This window comes from Solidesulfovibrio fructosivorans JJ] (assembly GCF_000179555.1).
Classification (GTDB): Bacteria; Desulfobacterota; Desulfovibrionia; order Desulfovibrionales; family Desulfovibrionaceae; genus Solidesulfovibrio; species Solidesulfovibrio fructosivorans.
In genome coordinates, this window is sequence record NZ_AECZ01000025.1 from 1 (window position 1) to 17,360 (window position 17,360).

A 17,360-nucleotide genomic window follows, 5' to 3' on the forward strand; every position below is an offset into this window, starting at 1 on the left:
GGACGGTACGGTACGGTACGGTACGTACGTACGACGCNCCCCAGGCCCCCACCCCCCGAAAAATTTTAAAGGGGGGTGACCAACACTTCAAAAGGCTCTGGAAAGCTCTTCCTCCACCCCTTTCGCCCCGCAGGGGCGACGGCGTGGTGGCGGCGGAATTTGCCGGGACGAGCCTGCCGCGCAAGCGGCGGCAGCGTCCCGGCAAATTCCGCCGCCATCTTCCACTCTCCGGCCTCCGGCCGGCCAGCCCACCTCCGCCCGCCAGAGCATACCGGACGGGGGGTCCGGGGGGCGCGCTCGCCTCCCGGCGGGTCCGGGCAGAGCCCGGTCCTCTCCCCTGCCGCCTTCCCTGCCGTCTCCCTTGCCGCGCGCTACCGCACGGCAGCCGGCCGGGCCGGCACCATGCCGTGCTCGAAATCGTCCAGTTCGCGGCGCAGTTCCGGGCAGCGCCGGACGCCATAGCCCGGCCCCAGGCGCAGCCGGCAGACGGCTTTGGGCAGGCTCAGCACGAGATGCACGGAGCACTGGCCGGGGTAGCGGCGCAGGATGTCGCCGAGAGGGTCCAGGGGCACGGGCTTTTCCTCGGGACAGGCCACAAAAATTTCCACGGGCTCGTCGCTGCCGCCGATGATCTTGGACAGGGGATCGATGCGCACGGCCTGCAACTTGATGAGCGGCTTGGCTTCGCCTTCGGTCTGTTCGGTCTGACCGATCTTGGCCGTGATGAAAAGCGGCGCGTCGGCGGCCAGGTTTTCGCGGCAAAGGGCGTAGCAATCGGAGAAGACGACGACCTCGGCCTCGCCGCCGAGATGATCCTCAAGCTTGCAGAAGGCCATTTTCTGGCCTTTCTTGGTGATGATTTCCTTGGTGGTCACGCAGATGCAGGGGACCTTGACCTCGACGCCGGGTTCGAGGCCGGCGCACTGGGACAGGGTGGTGACGCGCATGGAGCGCAGGTCGCGCTCGTAGGCCAGGAGCGGATGGCTGGTGAGGTAGAAGCCGAGGGCTTCCTTCTCGTAGGCCATCATCTCCTCGTGGAGCCATTCGGGCAGCTCGGCCTCGGGGCAGGAAAGGCCCAGGCCCACAGTGGGCTTGGGCTTGTCGGGCACGAGCTCCATGAGCGACAGCCGGCCTTCGCTCTTTTCGGCCGCCCGCCGCTGGCCCACGGCCGCCGCCTGGTCGAGGCCGGCGAAAAGCCCGGCCCGGGTGCAGCCGAAGCCGTCGCAGGCCCCGCATTTGATGAGGTACTCGATGACGCGCTTGGTGACCTTGCGCATGTTCACGCGGCTGGTGAGGTCGAGCAGCGAGCTGAAGGGGCCGTCCTTTTCGCGCTCGGCCGCGATTTCGAGCACCGCGTCGCGGCCGATGTTTTTGACGGCGGCCAGGCCGTAGAGGATCTTGTTGTCCTTGACGGAAAAGTGCGGCAGGCCGGCGTTGACGTCCGGGGGACACAGCTCGATGTCGCCCGCGCGGCAGGCGGCGATATATTGCAGGAGCTTGTCCTGATTTTCCATGTCCGAGGTCATCAGGGCCGCCATGAAGGCCACGGGGTAATGGGCCTTCAAGTAGGCGGTCTGGTAGGAAATCTGGGCGTAGGCGGCGCTGTGGGACTTGTTGAAGCCGTACTCCGCGAACTTCTCCATCAAGTCGAAGATTTCGTTGGCTTTCTTGGCGTCGATCTTGTTTTGGGCGCAGCCCTCCACGAAGATGCCGCGCTGCCGGGACATTTCCTCGGCGTTTTTCTTGCCCATGGCGCGCCGCAGCAGGTCGCCGCCGCCAAGCGAATAGTTGGCCAGCACCTGGGCGATCTTCATGACCTGTTCCTGGTAGACGATGACGCCGTAGGTGGACCTCAGCGTCTCCTCCAGGAGCGGATGCGGATACTCGACCGGGTCGAGGCCGTGCTTGCGGCGGATGAACAGCTCGACCATGCCGGACCCGAGCGGTCCCGGGCGGTACAGGGCGAGCATGGCGATCAGGTCTTCAAAGCAGTTGGGTTTGAGCATGCGCAGGTATTTGCGCATGCCCTGGCTTTCCACCTGGAAGATGCCGTCGGTGTCGCCCCGGGCGAAGAGTTCGTAGGTGGCCGGGTCGGTCATGGGCAGGGTTTCGAAGTCGGGCGGCTCCTCCCCCATCTCGCGGATGATTTTCAGCGCGTCGTCGATGACCGTGATGGTTTTGAGCCCCAGGAAGTCGAACTTGACCAGTCCGGACTTCTCCACGCGCTTCATGTCCCACTGGGTCACGGTTTCATTGTTTTTTCCCTTATAGAGCGGCACGTACTCGGTCATGGCCTTGTCGGACACGACCACGCCGGCGGCATGGGTGGAGGCGTGGCGGGCCAGGCCTTCCAGGCGGCGGGAAATATCGATGAGGTGGGCAATGCGCGGATCGGTGCGGACAAGGGTCTTGAGTTCCGGCTCGAGTTCCAGCGCCTTGTCGATGGTCATCTTGAGGTCTTCGGGAATGAGCTTGGCGATGCGGTCGGTCTCGCCGAAGGTCATGCCGAGGGCCCGGCCCACGTCGCGCACCACGCCCTTGGCCTTCATGGTGCCGAAGGTGGTGATCTGGGCCACGGCGTCCGCGCCGTAATGCTCGGTGACGTAGCGGATCACCTCGTGGCGGCGGCGTTCGCAGAAGTCCACGTCGATATCGGGCATGCTCACGCGCTCGATATTGAGGAAGCGCTCGAAGAAGAGGTCGTAGGGCATTGGATCGAGGTTGGTGATCCGCAGCGAATAGGCGACCAGGGACCCGGCCGCCGAGCCGCGCCCCGGCCCGACGGGGATGTCGTGGTCCTTGGCCCAGTTGATGAAGTCCTGGACGATGAGGAAGTAGCCCGGGAAGCCCATTTTCGTGATGACGCCGAGTTCAAGCTCCAGGCGCTCCCAGTACTGCTTCGGGTCCGCCTCCGGCATCTTGGCCAGGCGCTTTTTGAGGCCCTCCCGGGCCATGTCGCTCATGACGTCGTCAAGGGACTTGCCGGGCGGAGCCTTGTAGACCGGAAAATGGTAGCCGTCGAAATCGAGCTTCACGTCGATGCGGTCGGCGATCTCGCAGGTGTTGGCCAGGGCCTGGGGCACATCCTTGAAGGCCTCGGCCATCTCCTCGGGGGAACGATAGTAGAGGTCGTTGGAGGTGAACCGCATGCGCTTGACGTCGTCCACGCAGGCGGCGGTCTGGATGCACAGCAGGATGTCGTGGGCCTCGGCGTCGTCGGCGTGGAGGTAGTGGCAGTCGTTGGTGGCGACAAGCGGCAGCTTGAGGTCGTCGGAAAGCTCGATGAGGAAATTGTTGACCGTGGTCTGTTCGGGAATGCCGTTGTCCTGGATCTCCAGGTAGAATCGGTCCGGAAACAGGGCCGCGTACTCCCTGGCCGTGGCCACGGCCGCGTCCCGGCTCTCCCGCAAAAGCTTCTGGTTGATCTCGCCCTTGAGGCAGGCGGACAGGGCGATAAGCCCCTCGCCGTACTGGCCGAGCAGTTCCTTGTCCACGCGGGGCTTGTAGTGAAAGCCCTCGAGGTGGCCTTTTGAAACGAGCTTGAGCAGGTTGTGGTAGCCGGTCATGTCCTTGGCCAAAAGCACAAGGTGGTAACCGGCGTCGCGGGGGGAGCGGGCGTCCTTTTTGCGCCGGTCCTCCTTGGCCACGTAGACCTCGCAGCCGATGATGGGCTTGAGGTCCGCCTTCTTGGCGTAGTCGTAGAACATCAACGCGCCGTGAAGGTTGCCGTGGTCGGTGATGGCCGCGGCCGGGCAGCCGAAGCCCTTGGCGGTCTTAACGAGGTCGCCGATGCGGATGGCCCCGTCGAGGAGGCTGTATTCGGTATGGCAGTGCAGATGGACGAAATCGGACATGGTCGCTTTTGGGGGTAAGAATCTTCGGGCGCGGGACACCCCGCCCCAAGGCGGTATAGCGCACCCGCGCGCGTCTGGAAACGGCCTGGAAATGACTCCTGAAACCGGGCCGGCTAGCCCCAGCTTTGGATCTCGATCATGTTACCCTCGGGATCGCGCATGTAGCGGAAGGTGAGCTTGCCCACGCCCGGCACCTCGCGCGAAGCCAGTTCCCCGACGGCAGAACCGCCGGCGTCGAGCATCTCGCGGGCCTTGGCCGCCACATCGTCCACGAGGAAGGCGATATGGGCGAATCCCGGCGTATTGGCGTTCACCTCGAGGCGATCGCCCAGGGCGTCGTAGGAAAATATCTCGAGCGTGGGACCGGTGTCGCCATGCCCGGGCAGGCGCAGATGGAGACCGGTGATATGCGCCCCGGCGAGCGCGGTGGCGGCGTCGAGCCAGTCGCCGGACAGGTCGCGCTCGGGCGGCACCGGCCGACAGTCGAACAGGCGGATGTAGAAGGAAGCGAGTCCCCGCCAGTCGCGGGCAACGATGTTGGTGTGGACGTAACGGGTGGACATAACGGGTACTCCTTGTAAAACGGCCGCGCGGACAAGCCCCGCGCAGCCGGTCAGGGATAGCCCCCGGGGCGTTCCGAGGCAAGCCGTGTCGCCCGGTCGGACCGGAACACGGCGGCCGCGACCGCGAAAAGCCGTTCCCCTTTTCCCTTTTCCCTTTACACGTTGAAAAGTTGTCCGCTACGATATTAGAAATAGCCGGTTTCGTTGCAGCAGCACACACCGTCCGCCGTTCCGGGACCACGGACCGTCTCGACGCCGCAGGCTCGGCATGCAAAAAAAAACGTCCTGGATAAAAATACTAGCCGGCCCCTTGCTTCTCATCAGTATCGAGGCCGTACTGGCTTTTTTGGCGGCAAGCGGCTTCGTCGTGCCCACCCCGGTCCTTTTCCTGTCCCTGGCCATCGTCCTGTCCGCCTATCTCGGCGGCTTTGCCGCGGGCGCGCTCAGCGTGGGCATCACCTTTCTCTTTCTCCTTTATTACTGGTCGAAGCCCGGACAGTTTCTCGCCTACACGCCTCGCGACATCTCCCGAATCACCATTTTTCTCATGACCATGCCGGCCATGGTCTTCCTGGTCGGCATGCTGGAGAAAAAAAACAGGATAAAACTGTTCGAACTCAAAGAAAAAACCAAGGAATTGGAAGAGAGCAAAGAACGGCTGCAACGCGCCGAACTCGTGGCCGAGACGGGAAACTGGGAAGTCGCCCTCTCGGACGGCACCCTCTCCACCTCGGAAGGGGCGCGACGCATCTACGGCATGGACCCGAACCGCCACTATACGCTTCGGGAGGTGCAGCACATTCCGCTGCCCCAATACCGGCCCATGCTCGACGCGGCCCTGACGGACCTCGTGGGCCGACGCATCCCCTACAACGTCACGTTCAAGATCCGCCGTCCGCAAGACGGCGCCGTCATCGACATCAACTCGCGCGCCAGCTACGATTCCACAGACAACAAGATTTTCGGCACCATCCAGGACGTGACCGCGCAAAAGCAGATCGAAGCCGACCTGATCGAATCCCGGCAGCGGGCGGAGCTGGCCAACAGCGCCAAGACCGAGTTCCTGGCCAACATGAGCCACGAGATCCGCACCCCCCTAAACGGCATCCTGGGTATGCTCCAGGCGCTCGAGGATACCGCGCCCTCGGCCGAACAGCAGCGGTTTATCGGGGCCGCCATACGCGCCTCCCGGCGGCTGGCCCAGCTTTTAAACGATATCCTGGACCTCTCGCGCATCGAGGCGGGAAAGATCCGGATCACGCCGGGCCCCTTCAAGTTGAGCGAACTCGTCGCCTCCATCGAGGAGCTCTTCAGCTACTCGGCCCGGAAAAAAGGGCTGTCCCTGTCCTTTTCCGTAGCCTCCGGCATTCCCAACGACCTCCTGGGCGATGCGGTCCGCATCCGGCAGATTCTCTTCAACCTCATCGGCAACGCCATCAAATTCACCAACCAAGGCTCGGTCTCCCTGACCATCGAACCCATACGGGTCGAGGAACAACGCATCCGCCTGCTGTTCACCGTGGCCGACACCGGCATCGGCATCCCGGAAACGCTCATGGCCCATATCTGCGAACCCTTCACCCAGGCCCGTCCGGACACGCTCCCTCCCACCCAGGGCGTGGGACTGGGGCTTTCCATCGTAAAAAAGCTCACCCGCCTCATGAACGGCGAAGTCACGCTCGAAAGCCGGGAAGGCCATGGCACGACCGTTTCCCTGTCCCTGCCGCTGGAACTCCCGCAGCAGCCGGAAACGGCCGTGACCCGGGACGCGCCCCGCCCCGTCGAAATCCCCGCGCCCGGACTGCGGATCCTCCTGGCCGAGGACGACCAAATAAGCGCCATCGCCTGCCGGCATCTCCTGGAACACATGGGGCATGTGGTGGTGACTGCCGCGGACGGGCGGCAGGCCCTGGACCTGTTCGCCAAGGAGAACTTCGACCTCGTCTTCATGGACATCCAGATGCCGACCCTTGACGGCGTGGAGGCAACGCGGGAAATGCGTAACCGAGACGCATACGCCGACAAGGCGGACACGCCCATCATCGCCATGACGGCCTACGCCATGGACGGCGACGCGCAACGCTTCCTGGACGCCGGCATGAACGGCTACATCGCCAAGCCCGTGGAAAAGGCAACACTCAGGGAAACCATCGCCCGCGTGATGCGGGAAGCGGGTTCCGGCCACCGCCGGCCCTCCCCCGCCACCGAGGAGCCGCAGCCGTGAAAACCATTTTCACCACCCTCGCCCGCTACAACCGTTGGGCCAACGCCCGGCTTTACGCCGAGCTGGGGAAACTCACCCCCGAACAGCTCACCGCGCCAAGCGAGGTCAATTTCGGGTCCATTCTCGCCATAGCCAACCACCTCGTGCTGGCCGACCGGCTGTGGCTCAACCGCTTCACAGGCGGGGGCGCGCCCGTGCCGACCATCGACGCCGTGCCCTATCCGGACCTGGCCGATCTGGCCGCCGCAAGGAGCATCGAGGAAGAGCGCGCCGAGGCCTTCGCGCGCGGCCTCGACCCGGCCCGCCTGGAAAGCACGCTGCGCTACACCACCACCGAGGGCACGGCCATGGCCACGCCCCTGGCCCTGTGCCTGACCCACTTCTTCAACCACCAGACACACCACCGGGGACAAATCCACGGCCTGCTCGGCGCCTGCGGCATCAAGGCGGCGGACATCGACCTGATCGGCTATATGCGGGAGCTTACGGAGTGATGCCACACGGTTGGCAACGCCTTGTGACGGTCGCGCCTTGCTCCAGAGGGAGAAAGCAGGTATCTCCCTGACATGTTTAATTTCTTCCTCAAAGGAATGGCCATCGGGGCAATTATCGCCATGCCCTTCGGCCCGGTCGGCATGCTGTGCCTGGGCCGGGCCATCACCAACGGGCTGCGGGTGGGGCTGCTCTCGGGCATGGGCGCGGCGGCGGCGGACGCCTTTTACGGCGCGGTGGCCGCCTTCGGCCTGACCTTCGTGTCGGATTTCCTGGCCACGCATGCCCGGGTGCTCCAGGCCGGGGGCGGGCTGTTCCTCGTGGGCATGGGCCTGCGCCTGGCCCTGTCCAAGACCACGCCCCAGGCGGCGGAGACGCCCCCCAAAAAACGCTACGCCGGGGCGTTCGCCTCCATCTTCCTGCTGACGCTGACCAACCCCATGACCGTGGTCGGCTTTCTGGCCATTTTCGCCGGATTCGGCCTGGGCCAGGTGGACGCCCGCGCCAGCGAAGCCGGGGCCGTGGTGGCCGGCGTCTTCTGCGGCTCCATGATCTGGTGGGCGGCCATCGCCTTCGGCGGCAAACTGCTGCGGCTGCGGCTCCTGGCCCATATGCGCTCGATCAAACGCGTCTCGGGCTGGCTGATCGCCGTCTTCGGCCTCTGGGCGGTCTTTTTCGCGCATTAGGACGGGAGAGAGGGAGAGAAGATGTGCGAGAGGGGAACCCTTTTTTCAAAAAGGGTTCCCCTCTCGCGCTCTCCCCTCCCAAAAACTCTTACCGGTTACAACTGGACAGGCGGCGATGCCTTGTAACCGTCAAGCGTCTTTGGAAAGGGGGTCCGGGGGGAGAACCTTTCTGCAAGAAAGGTTTCCCCCCGGCTCTGCGCCCGCGCGGCGCAGGCCTTGGCGAAAACAGGCCAGGCGTTCGGAAATGACGGTCAGGCCGGTAAAAGGGAAAACCGCCATGGCCGCCTTGTAGGGCTCCGGCGCGCCCAGAAGCCGGGTGAGCTTCTCGCGCAGGGTCTCGGGCGAGAGGCTGTCCCAGGGCAGGTATTCGAGCAGTCCGCGGGCGCTTAGGGCCTCGGCCCGGATGCGCTGCTCCAGGCGCGGCACCTCCCGGGGCACGACCAGGGACGGCTTGCCCTGGCACAATATCTCGCAGGTGGTGTTGTAGCCGCCCATGGTCACGACCACTTCGGCCAGGCCGATCAGCGTCTCCATGCGGCGGTAGAAATGGTAGAACCGGGCTCCCAGCCGCCCGGCCCGCTTGGCCACGTTTTCGCGCTCCGGGCGCGGCATGAAGGGGCCGGTCACGAAGATCACCCGGTGGGCCGGGGCGTTGCCGGCTTCGAGCATCGCCAGATAGGCGTCCATGAGGGGGAAGCCGTCCCCGCCGCCGCCCGTCGTGACCACCACCAGCCGGTCGCGGCTGGAAAGCCGCTCCTCGCGCCGGGTGCGGGCCATGGCCTGGCTGGTCGGCACATGGCGCGGGATGTAGCCGGTAAAGACCATCTTGCGGCTGATGCTTTCCGGGATGGCGTACTCGGCGATGGGGTCGTAGAGTTCCTGGTCCCCGTAGACCCAGATTTCCGAATAATACTGGTCGAGCACCTCGTAGACGCCCTTCTCGCGCCACTCCCGGGTGGTGGAGACGGCGTCGTCCATGATGTCGCGAAGCCCGAGGATGGTGCGCGTGCGGGGCATGCAGCGCTTGAGCCACTTGAGCGTCGGCATCACCTCGCGCCGCAGCCCCATGGGGGCCTTGTCCACGATGAAAAGATGGGGCTGAAAGGCCTTGGCCGTGGCCACGATGATGTTGCGCCGGATGTTTAAGGCATGGCGGGCGTTGATCTTGATCGAAAGAGGCAGGTATTCCTCGTTGGTCTTTTTGATCATGCCCGGGATGCGCACGAAGTCCACGCCTTCGGGCGTCTCGTAGCGGCCGGCCAGGGGCGAACCGGTGAGGATCAGGATGTTGACCCCGCGCTGGCGCAGGTGCTCGGCGATGGCCATGGTTCGCCGCAGATGCCCCAGACCGTAGGTGTCGTGGGAATACATCAGGATGTTGTAGGTGGTGGGGGAAGCCATCGGGACGTCAGGGGACTTCGATGCCGAGCTTGCGGTATTCGTTCAACTTGTTGCGCAAAGTGCGCACGGAGATGCCGAGCAGTTGGGCGGCCTGGGTACGGTTGCCCTCGGTGCGGTCCAGGCTTTTGATGATCATGTGGCGTTCCATGACATCGAGGGGCATTACCTCGCCCGCGCCGGCGGCCGGGGTCTGTTCGAAAAGGCGGGCCGCTTCGACGAATCCGTCGGCCCCGGCGGCCGCTTCCTCGCCTTCCGGCGCGGCGGGGGCGCTTTCGGCGGCGCTTGCGGGCGCTTCCTCGAAGTCGTCGCCGGCCTCTTCCTGCCAGCCTTCGCCGTCGATCAGGAAATGGGACTTGCGGATGGGGCCCGCACCGGCCAACAGCACGGCCCGCTCCATGAGATTTTGCAGCTCGCGCACGTTGCCCGGCCAGTCATAGGCGAGCAGCCATTCCTTGGCGTCGGCGGAGAAGGCCAAGGGCGGCAGGTCGTAGGACTTGCGGAACTTGTCCACGAAATAGGCGGCCAGCCTGGGCACGTCCTGGCCGCGTTCGCGCAGGGGCGGAAGCTTCAGCGGAATGACGTTCAGGCGATAATAGAGGTCCTGGCGAAACTTCCCTTCGGCCACGGCGTCTTCCATGCGCCGGTTGGTGGTGGCCAGAACACGCACGTCCACATGCACCGTCTCGGTGCCGCCGACGCGGTCGAACTCGCTTTCCTGGAGCACGCGCAGGAGCTTGGCTTGCAGCCCCAGGTCCATTTCGGAAATTTCGTCGAGGAGCAGCGAGCCGCCCGAGGCCAGCTCGAATTTGCCGAGCTTGCGGGCGATGGCACCGGTAAAGGCGCCTTTTTCGTGGCCGAACAGCTCGGATTCGAGCAGATGCTCGGGCAGCGCGGCGCAGTTGATGGCGATGAAAGGCCCCTCGGCCCGGTCGGAGGAGGCGTGCAGGTAGCGGGCGAACATCTCCTTGCCGGTGCCGGATTCGCCGGAGATGAGCACCGTGGCCTTGGACCGGGCCACCTGCCGGGCCAGGGCCAGGACGCGGCGGATGGCCGGGTGTTCGCCGATGATGGCAAAGCCCTTGCCGGACGGCTGGGACGCGGAGGCATGGCGGGTCGCCGCCGGTTCGACGGGGGCGGGTTCCGGCGCGCTTCGGCCCGGCATGACGGCCTGGATTTTTTCCCAGGTCAGCGGCTCGAGCCAGTAATCCCTGGCCCCGAGCTCCAGGCAGCGCGCGGCTTCGGCGGCGGTCCCCCGGTCGGTGAAGACGATGACCGGCGGAAAGGCGTCCTCCTTCTGGCCCGCGGCAAGCAGGGCCTCGGCGGTGTAGACGCCTATCTTGGCTTGGGAAAAAATCAGGCCGGGCGGTTGCTTGCGAATGGAAGCCAGAGCGGCGGCCAGGGAATCGGCGATGCCTGCGGCAATGCCCGCTTCCTTGAAAAACGGGAAAAATTGGGTCACCGCCTGGGCCGGGGCGACAAAAAGTATCGTCTTTTCCGCCATCGGCGACCTATTAGCCCGAAGTCAAACGGTTTTCAATCAATTCGGGAACAATTCCCCCCAATCGTCGCAAAGCCGGGCTCAGGCCAGCCCGCATTCCTGCAAAAGCCCGGTGAGGACCTTGTCGCTGTCGAAATAGTCGCCGGCGATTTCCCGGGCCGCCCTGCCCGCCCGGACCGGGTCGGCCTCGACCGTCCGAAGCGCCTCGGCGGCGGCATCCGGCCCTTCGAACGGGAAAAGCCCCTCCCCGACCGGCAGATAGTCGCCAAAGCCCGTGTCCTCCACCACCGCCGGCCGCCCTGCCGCCAGATACGTGGCCGTGCGGTCGGAAAACCAGCCGCTTTTGAGCACCACGTTCTGGTCCTTGGCGATGGTGAATTCGCCTCGCGAGTTCCGGATGTAGTCGCGGTAGATATCGGGATCGCGCGAGACGTCCAGGGCGTCGCGCACGATCCAGCCGGCGTTGGCATAGCGCCAGGCGTCGTCGCACATACCGCCCATGGCCATGCCGAGCGGAATGTCGCGCAGCGTGGTCGGCAAATCGAGGATGGCCTCGTATTTCACGTTCTTGCGCCAGGAGAGCTTGCGCCCGGCGATCTCCACGTCCCGGTCCTTGGCCTCCCAGGTGCCGATGGTGGTGTAGCTGTCGCCAGCCCCCTCCCCCACCGGCCAGTCGTCGAGGATCACCGGCGGCAGGAGCGGCTTCCAGTCCACGCCCGAAAGCGGCACTTCCGTCCGGCCGGTGGGCAGGTTGTAGCCGTAGGTGAAGCAGACGTCGTGGGCGGCATAGTAGTCGCGGGTCCAAGGGTCACGCTCCACCTTGACCTGGGTGAAGACCGGGTCGGTGTCGATGACGGCCTTGACCGGGGCCTGGAAGTACTCTTCCTTGAAGGGTGCGATGCCCGAGATGTTGAGGAAAAAGTCGGCTTCGCGCAAATGCCGGTCCAGGGTGGCCCGGTCCATGCCGTAGAGCTTGTCCTCGATCTCGCTGACATAGGCCCAGCAGCCGGCCAGACCAGCCCGGCCGAACATCCGCTCCACGGTGGCCCGGCCGCGCACGGACTCGCACACCGGATAGCCGAGCACCGGATCGAAGGGGTAGGCCCAGTTGGACGTGTCTTCGAGGAAAACCACCTCGTGGCCGAGGCGGCGCAGACCGGAAAGGAAATGCAGCATCATCCACAACTGGCCGCCAAGGGGGAATCCGACGGCGAAACCGGCGACCAGAATGCGCAGGGGGCGTTTCAACGGCGCGTCCTTTTTTATATGCGGGGGGTACCCTTGCCCGCGAACCAAAGCTTGACGCCTTGATCGATGGTGACCACGGGCACGGCCTGTTTTTTGAGAAATTCCGCCAACTCGGCCAGCTTGGCCGCGTCCCAGGGCTCCCAGCCCAGATTCGAACCGATGCCGTGCATGCAGAAGACGACCCAGGCATCCTCGCGGATGGCGTGTTCCTTGACGATCCTGATGATGTCCTGGGCCGTGTCGTCGGAATGCACGGTATAGCGCTTGAGCCAGTAGCGGTCGGTCGAACCCTTGCGGTTGCAGTCGTCCCCACCCCCGGCCGTCTGGGAATAGAACTTCTTGGAGAGGGCGCTCATCTCCGGGGTCCAGTAATTGTGCGGCGTGATGTAGGTCGTAACGGCAAAGCCCATGCCGGCAAGCACGGCCTTGGACTGGTCCATCTCCCTTTCGTAGGAGATGGCCCGAATCCGCTGCTTCACAGCGTCTTCCGGCTCGAAGGGGTGGACGATGACCTCGCCGATGAGCTCGTCGAAGTAATAGCTGCCCGGCTCATAGCGCACGAGCGCATCGCTCGAGCGCTCCCGCAGCAGCCGCCCGTTTTCGATAAGGCCAGCCAGTTCCTCGTACCTGTACTTGGCCTCGTACACGGCGCGCTGGCCACGAACGGGCTTTAACAGCAGGCAGTTCTCCTGGGCGTAAAACTTGGGGATGTCGATGGGCCGCTTGTGGGTCAGGCTGTGGGAAGCCACTTCCCAGCCGGCCTTGGCCAGATCGCGAATCTGGGCCACGGTCATGAAATCGGGATCGCCCCGGTCCACCCGGCTGGCGATGATGCCGACGGTGGCCGGCAGGCCGAGCTTTTCGAGGATCGGAAAGGCGTACTGATAGACGCTTTCAAGACCGTCGTCGAAGACGATCGAAACCATGCCCGCCCGGGCCTGGGCAGGCGGTAGCGATAGCAACAAAGCTAGGAAGAACAGACAGATAACGCGTGGCAAGGCACTATGTTTCATGGCAGGTCCAAGCGGTGGGAAAGCCGCAAAACGGTGAAGTCGGGCATACCTAACCCAAAAAGCCCAAAAGTCAATGCGCCCGCCGGCCGCGCCCGCGCCCCCCAGCCTCCCGGCGCTTTGACGCCCGGGCAAAAACTGGTATGTGGCGCTTGCCGCCTGGAGCACGTCCGCCGGCGGTCCCTTTGTCAACGGAGTCCGCATGCGTACACAATTGTCATCTTCCTGCGCCCTATGTTGCCTGGCCATGCTCCTGGCCGCCGCGCCCCCGGTCCTCGGCGCGTCCAAACACTTTCGCGCCTCCTACGAGCACTTCAACGAATACGCCACCAAGGCCGCCGACCTCTACTTCAAGGCTTCCAAAGCCGGCGAGAAGAATATCCTGTCCCACCTGACCGCCGTTTCCGCCATCTACGCCGAAAAGGCCTACGTGATCCTGAATCTGGCCGACGTGCTCGAGCATATGGCGGCCAAGCGCGACCGGGCCTACGTCACGGCCCGCCTCGACGACGTGCGCAAGGTGATCCTGGCCGGCATTCCCCAGGACATCAAGCTCCTGGCCGATCTGGTGGAAAATCAGGAAAACGAGCAGGTGCGATCCCTCGGCACCCAGGTGGTCAACGAGATGCGGGTGTTCGAGCGCAATACCGAAAATCAGTGACGGCCGACAACGCCGACCGCCACGCCGAGACGCCTGGGATCGGCCGCGCCCGTGGCGGCCTGGGGCACAAAAGCCCGGGTGGTGAGAAGATAAAGCGGCACGGCGCGGCCGTCGCCCGTTTCCGGCACGGGCAAGGTCACCGTCACGGGCCCGCCGTCGAGGCCGACCCTGGCCCACAGTCCGGCCGGCGAAAAAAACGTCGCCTCGGTCGGTGACGCGGCGGCAAGCGACAGCGTGAGGCTGCCGGTCCCCGGCGGCACGAGCAGCGCCGCATCCCCGGCGCTCCAGCGAAACGTCCGCCCCTGGCCCTGCTCGGGCGGATAAAATCCCTCGAAAACGACCTTTTCTCCTGGCGGCATCCAGTCGTAAAGCCCCAGACGCGCCGCCGTGCCGCCAAGCCCGATATCGAGGCCGTAGGCCAGGATGCCGCACAGGGCCACGCCACCCGCCGCCGCCCGGACCCAGCCCGTTCCCCTCGCCCTTCCCTCGCGCGCCGCCCCGGCCTCAAGCGCCATGGCCCGGGCCAGGGGGATGAAAAGCAGGAACAGGACCGCGGGCACGTAAAACATCTCCTGGAAAAAAGCGTAGACGTGGAAGGCGGCCAGGGAAAGGAGCAACGCCGCGTCCGGCAGGCTGGCATAGTCGCGGGCCCGTCGCCAAAGCACCCAGCCCGCCCGGCCGACCATGGCCAGCCAGACGAGAAGTCCGGCCGCGCCGAGCCCGGCCGCAAGCTGCACGTACATGCTGTGCGGCGTCTCGAACACCTCGGCCCTGGGGTCGCCGTAGCGGTTGAGCCAGGCCCCGGGCGTGGCCAAAAGCACCGGATAATGCCGGGCGTAGCTCGTAAAGCCCATGCCGAAAACCGGCCGCTCGGCCGCGATCAAAAGCCCGGAGCGAAAGAGCGTCGGGCGCGGCGAATCGGTGAAATTGTCCACCCGCTTGGCCAACAGCGCGTTTATGGGCCGGCTTATGGCCGAAAGCTCCCTTCCCGCGCCCCAAAAGGCAATCCCCACCACCAGCGCCCCGGCCACGGCCAAGGTCGGCAGATGACCGTAGGGCCGGCGGAAACGGACAAAGCGGTTTTCGCGAAAATAGAGCCAGCCGGCCGCGAAAAAGGTCAGGCTGCCGGCGATCCAACCGGCCCGGGCGAGTGTCAGGACCATTGCCGCGCCGCAAAGGGCCAGCCCCAGGGCGGCGAGCGCGCGCCGCCGAAGGTTTGCGCCGGCAAGGAGGGTCAGCAGATAGGGCGCGGCCACGGCGGCGTACTCGGCAAACCAGCCCGGGTTGGCGAAAAGCGACGTAAACCGGTAGTGCAGCAGATAATGGTCGCCCTGGAAATGCTCGTAGAGGCCGAAGACGATGGCGGTAAGAAGCCCGCCCACCAGCCCCCGGATCAGGCAGCCGAAACGGTCCGGAAAATCGAGACGGGCCAGCCCGAAAGCCAGCACGGCGAAAATGGCCAGCCGCCAGGCCCCGGCCAGGGCGTAGCCCGGCGCGTCGGCCGGGGAAAAGGCCATGGCCGCGAAAAAGCCGCCCGGCCCGAAAAGGGATAGCTCCTGCCAAAACCTGGCCCAGGGCAACAGCAGCGTGGAGCCGAGGGCCAGGGCGGCCAAGGCGGCCAACAGCGCGCCCGTGGGGCCTGTACTCTCGCCGGAAGCGGCTTTCCCGCCGGCGTTTCGCCAGCAAAAGGCCAACGCGGCCACGTCCGCCAGCAGGCCGAAAGCCACGCCCGGATAGACGTAGGACTGGGCGCCGAAAAGAAACGGGGAAAAACCGAGCAAGGTCAGCCCCAAGGACAAGCCGCGCCGGGAGACGGCCATGGCCAGGCCCCACAGCCAGAAAAAGGCGACCAGCTCCGCCGCCGGCCAGCCGGCCCGGGCGAGCGCCATCGAGGTCAGCAGGGCGTGCGGGGCCACGAGCAGCAGGCCGGCGAAAAATCCGGCCCCGGTAACGGCCCGGGAAAAGGGGGATGCGCCCTGGGCGGCGGCAACGGGGGAAGAAGCGTCCATGCGCCGGCCCCCCTACTTCGGGCAGAAGGCGTTGGGGACGGCCGCCTCGATGTCGTCGCCATCGCCGGCAAACCCCTTTTGCCCGGCCGTGGCGAAGGTATCGGGCAGGCAGGGGAAATCCGGGCTTTCGCCTTCGTTTTCGTTGAGCAGATAGGGCGCGCCCCAGGGATCGCGCGCATACCGCGCCAGTTCCTTGTCCGAGGCCCCGGCGGCATGGCCGATGCGGGCAAGCGCCTCGCGCCACTGGCGCACGCACTTGTCGCCGTCCGGGACAATGCGCAGGTCGCGGCCCTGGCAGCCGCAGCGGGAACAGTTGCGTCCCGTGATCTCCCAAAGCGGCTTGCCCGCGGCGGCCTTGGCCCGGGCGGCCATATCCGCCAGTCCGGCCAGGGCGGCGGTCGCCTCGGCGCGCTGGCGCTCCAGGGTGACGGCGGCGACAAAGGCGCGGCGTTTTTTGGCCACGGCGTCGCCGAATACAATCGCCCCGGCCACGACGAGGACCAGGACGACCAGGGCCAGCCTGACCCGGCGCGCGGCCCGGGCGGTAAAACGGTCGGCGTCCGTGCGCCAGGGACCGGCGATGCGGTTGGCCAACGCCTTTTCCAGGGCCGCAAGCCGCGCCCGGGCCTTGGCGGCGAAGGCGGCCAGATCGGCGGCGGGCGGCAGCGGCCCGAGCATGGCCCGGACTTCGGCAAGGCGCATCACGGCGTCCTGGGCCAGGACATCCCCGGCCGCGTCCAGGTCCTCGGCCAAAAGCGCGGCCACGAGGGCGGCGTCGCGCCGGTCGTCGGTTTCAAGGAGCGCGGCGAGGCCGTCCAGGCGCGCCCGGGCCCGGGACAGGTACTCCCCGGCCAGGGACCTTGCGGCCAGAATTCCGGCATCGCGGGCGGCCGGGGCCGGACGGCGTTCGCCGGGCATGAAAAAGGCGAAGAAATCCCAGTCCATCTATTCGGCTCCGGCCTCAGGCCGGGGGGCGTCGGGACAGGGAGCGGGATGTTCCGGGAAAAGGACGGTCATGGCGTCGATGCGGTCGCCGCGCGCCTTGACGGCCGTGGCCCGGGCCGCCAGCACATGGCCGCCGTGCCGCCGGTCGGCGGTCAGGAAATGAAAATGCCAGCCCGTGGGCGAAAGCGCCCGCATGCCCGGCGGCGTGTAGACGCCGACAAGGGTGCCCTGGACGTTTTCCATGGGAAAGCTGGCCTGCGCCTTGATGGCCGTGGCCAGGGGCGGCCAGGGCTTGGCCTGGGCCGGCACGCTTCTGGTGGTGACCGCTTCGAAAAGCCCGTCCGCCCGGACGACGTACAGGCGGGCCGGGTCGGGCAGCCGCTTGGTCAGGGCGGCGGTTATCGCCTTGAGATCCAGGCCGTCCAGCCGGCCGCAATCGAGCGCGCCCCGGAAAAAGGCCACCTGGGCAAAGGGCGTCTTGCGGCCGGGGGCGACGGGCCGGACCGCGCCGTCGCTTCGCACCTGGTAAAACCCGCCGTCCACGGCCACCATCTCGCCGTCGAGGTTCTCGAAGGTGCCGAGTCCGAAGTCGCCGTGGCGGGCCAGGCCGGCAAAGGTTTCCCGGCCCTCGTAGTCCCCGGCGGCCAGGGAGGCGATGGCGCCGACCTGATAAAGGGTGGCGGCCAGGGCCGGGATCGAAAGGACAAGCCAGAGGGCGGCGGCAAAAAACGCCACGCGCCGACAGTGCGCACGGTTTCGCATAAAGCCC

At 65.9% G+C, this 17,360-nt stretch carries 13 protein-coding genes; 4 read left to right on the forward strand and 9 right to left on the reverse strand.

The window, feature by feature from the left end; translation table 11 throughout:
• Positions 1-371: 371 nt before the first annotated feature.
• Positions 372-3,854, reverse strand: coding sequence for a DNA polymerase III subunit alpha (gene dnaE, locus DESFRDRAFT_RS15350; RefSeq protein WP_005995429.1), 3,483 nt, complete (start codon positions 3,852-3,854; stop codon positions 372-374).
• 113 nt (positions 3,855-3,967) lie between these two features.
• The gene (locus DESFRDRAFT_RS15355; RefSeq protein WP_005995430.1) at positions 3,968-4,417 is read right to left on the reverse strand and encodes a VOC family protein; all 450 of its coding nucleotides are present in this window, start codon (positions 4,415-4,417) and stop codon (positions 3,968-3,970) included.
• A gap of 268 nt (positions 4,418-4,685) precedes the next feature.
• Here DESFRDRAFT_RS15355 and DESFRDRAFT_RS20840 point away from each other — a divergent pair, with 268 nt between their 5' ends.
• The 3 genes from DESFRDRAFT_RS20840 to DESFRDRAFT_RS15370 all read left to right on the forward strand — a co-directional run bounded on the left by DESFRDRAFT_RS20840 (position 4,686) and on the right by DESFRDRAFT_RS15370 (position 7,819).
• Positions 4,686-6,641, forward strand: coding sequence for a hybrid sensor histidine kinase/response regulator (locus DESFRDRAFT_RS20840; RefSeq protein WP_005995431.1), 1,956 nt, complete (start codon positions 4,686-4,688; stop codon positions 6,639-6,641).
• Positions 6,638-7,135 carry a DinB family protein gene (locus DESFRDRAFT_RS15365; protein WP_005995432.1) on the forward strand — a complete coding sequence of 166 codons (498 nt, stop codon included), beginning with the start codon at positions 6,638-6,640 and terminating at the stop codon, positions 7,133-7,135. Before DESFRDRAFT_RS20840 ends, DESFRDRAFT_RS15365 begins: the two co-directional genes overlap by 4 nt.
• 72 nt (positions 7,136-7,207) lie before the next feature.
• Entirely contained in the window at positions 7,208-7,819 is a 612-nt protein-coding gene (locus DESFRDRAFT_RS15370) for a LysE family translocator (RefSeq protein WP_005995433.1), read from the forward strand.
• Between the two features lie 129 nt (positions 7,820-7,948).
• Here the strand turns inward: DESFRDRAFT_RS15370 and DESFRDRAFT_RS15375 are convergent, their stop codons facing one another.
• The 4 genes from DESFRDRAFT_RS15375 to DESFRDRAFT_RS15390 form a co-directional block, all read right to left on the reverse strand.
• Positions 7,949-9,220 carry a glycosyltransferase family protein gene (locus DESFRDRAFT_RS15375; RefSeq protein WP_005995435.1) on the reverse strand — a complete coding sequence of 424 codons (1,272 nt, stop codon included), beginning with the start codon at positions 9,218-9,220 and terminating at the stop codon, positions 7,949-7,951.
• A 7-nt stretch (positions 9,221-9,227) separates the two neighbouring features.
• Entirely contained in the window at positions 9,228-10,721 is a 1,494-nt protein-coding gene (locus DESFRDRAFT_RS15380) for a sigma-54-dependent Fis family transcriptional regulator (RefSeq protein ID WP_005995438.1), read from the reverse strand.
• Between the two features lie 78 nt (positions 10,722-10,799).
• Positions 10,800-11,966 (reverse strand): glycosyltransferase, encoded by a 1,167-nt coding sequence (locus DESFRDRAFT_RS15385; protein WP_005995440.1) that lies wholly within the window; start codon positions 11,964-11,966, stop codon positions 10,800-10,802.
• A 14-nt stretch (positions 11,967-11,980) separates the two neighbouring features.
• Complete coding sequence (locus DESFRDRAFT_RS15390; protein WP_233489626.1) at positions 11,981-12,892, reverse strand: polysaccharide deacetylase family protein; 912 nt, start codon at positions 12,890-12,892, stop codon at positions 11,981-11,983.
• A gap of 286 nt (positions 12,893-13,178) precedes the next feature.
• Between DESFRDRAFT_RS15390 and DESFRDRAFT_RS15395 the strand changes: the two genes are divergently transcribed.
• Complete coding sequence (locus DESFRDRAFT_RS15395) at positions 13,179-13,637, forward strand: hypothetical protein (protein WP_005995444.1); 459 nt, start codon at positions 13,179-13,181, stop codon at positions 13,635-13,637.
• Here the strand turns inward: DESFRDRAFT_RS15395 and DESFRDRAFT_RS15400 are convergent.
• Genes DESFRDRAFT_RS15400 through budA form a run of 3 tightly spaced genes read right to left on the reverse strand, consistent with a single transcriptional unit; the run spans position 13,631 to position 17,353 of the window.
• Positions 13,631-15,646 carry an O-antigen ligase family protein gene (locus DESFRDRAFT_RS15400; RefSeq protein WP_005995446.1) on the reverse strand — a complete coding sequence of 672 codons (2,016 nt, stop codon included), beginning with the start codon at positions 15,644-15,646 and terminating at the stop codon, positions 13,631-13,633. The genes DESFRDRAFT_RS15395 and DESFRDRAFT_RS15400 overlap by 7 nt on opposite strands.
• A gap of 12 nt (positions 15,647-15,658) precedes the next feature.
• Positions 15,659-16,591 carry a hypothetical protein gene (locus DESFRDRAFT_RS15405; protein ID WP_005995447.1) on the reverse strand — a complete coding sequence of 311 codons (933 nt, stop codon included), beginning with the start codon at positions 16,589-16,591 and terminating at the stop codon, positions 15,659-15,661.
• Positions 16,592-17,353 carry an acetolactate decarboxylase gene (budA, locus tag DESFRDRAFT_RS15410; RefSeq protein ID WP_005995448.1) on the reverse strand — a complete coding sequence of 254 codons (762 nt, stop codon included), beginning with the start codon at positions 17,351-17,353 and terminating at the stop codon, positions 16,592-16,594.
• Positions 17,354-17,360 lie beyond the last annotated feature (7 nt).

Bases quoted from the DNA above. Each gene is read 5' to 3' on its own strand.
- dnaE (WP_005995429.1), bottom strand. From the start codon at position 3,854: ATGTCCGATTTCGTCCATCTGCACTGCCATACCGAATACAGCCTCCTC.
- DESFRDRAFT_RS15355 (WP_005995430.1), bottom strand. From the start codon at position 4,417: ATGTCCACCCGTTACGTCCACACCAACATCGTTGCCCGCGACTGGCGG.
- DESFRDRAFT_RS20840 (WP_005995431.1), top strand. From the start codon at position 4,686: ATGCAAAAAAAAACGTCCTGGATAAAAATACTAGCCGGCCCCTTGCTT.
- DESFRDRAFT_RS15370 (WP_005995433.1), top strand. From the start codon at position 7,208: ATGTTTAATTTCTTCCTCAAAGGAATGGCCATCGGGGCAATTATCGCC.
- DESFRDRAFT_RS15375 (WP_005995435.1), bottom strand. From the start codon at position 9,220: ATGGCTTCCCCCACCACCTACAACATCCTGATGTATTCCCACGACACC.
- DESFRDRAFT_RS15380 (WP_005995438.1), bottom strand. From the start codon at position 10,721: ATGGCGGAAAAGACGATACTTTTTGTCGCCCCGGCCCAGGCGGTGACC.
- DESFRDRAFT_RS15390 (WP_233489626.1), bottom strand. From the start codon at position 12,892: ATGGTTTCGATCGTCTTCGACGACGGTCTTGAAAGCGTCTATCAGTAC.
- DESFRDRAFT_RS15395 (WP_005995444.1), top strand. From the start codon at position 13,179: ATGCGTACACAATTGTCATCTTCCTGCGCCCTATGTTGCCTGGCCATG.
- DESFRDRAFT_RS15400 (WP_005995446.1), bottom strand. From the start codon at position 15,646: ATGGACGCTTCTTCCCCCGTTGCCGCCGCCCAGGGCGCATCCCCCTTT.
- DESFRDRAFT_RS15405 (WP_005995447.1), bottom strand. From the start codon at position 16,591: ATGGACTGGGATTTCTTCGCCTTTTTCATGCCCGGCGAACGCCGTCCG.
- budA (WP_005995448.1), bottom strand. From the start codon at position 17,353: ATGCGAAACCGTGCGCACTGTCGGCGCGTGGCGTTTTTTGCCGCCGCC.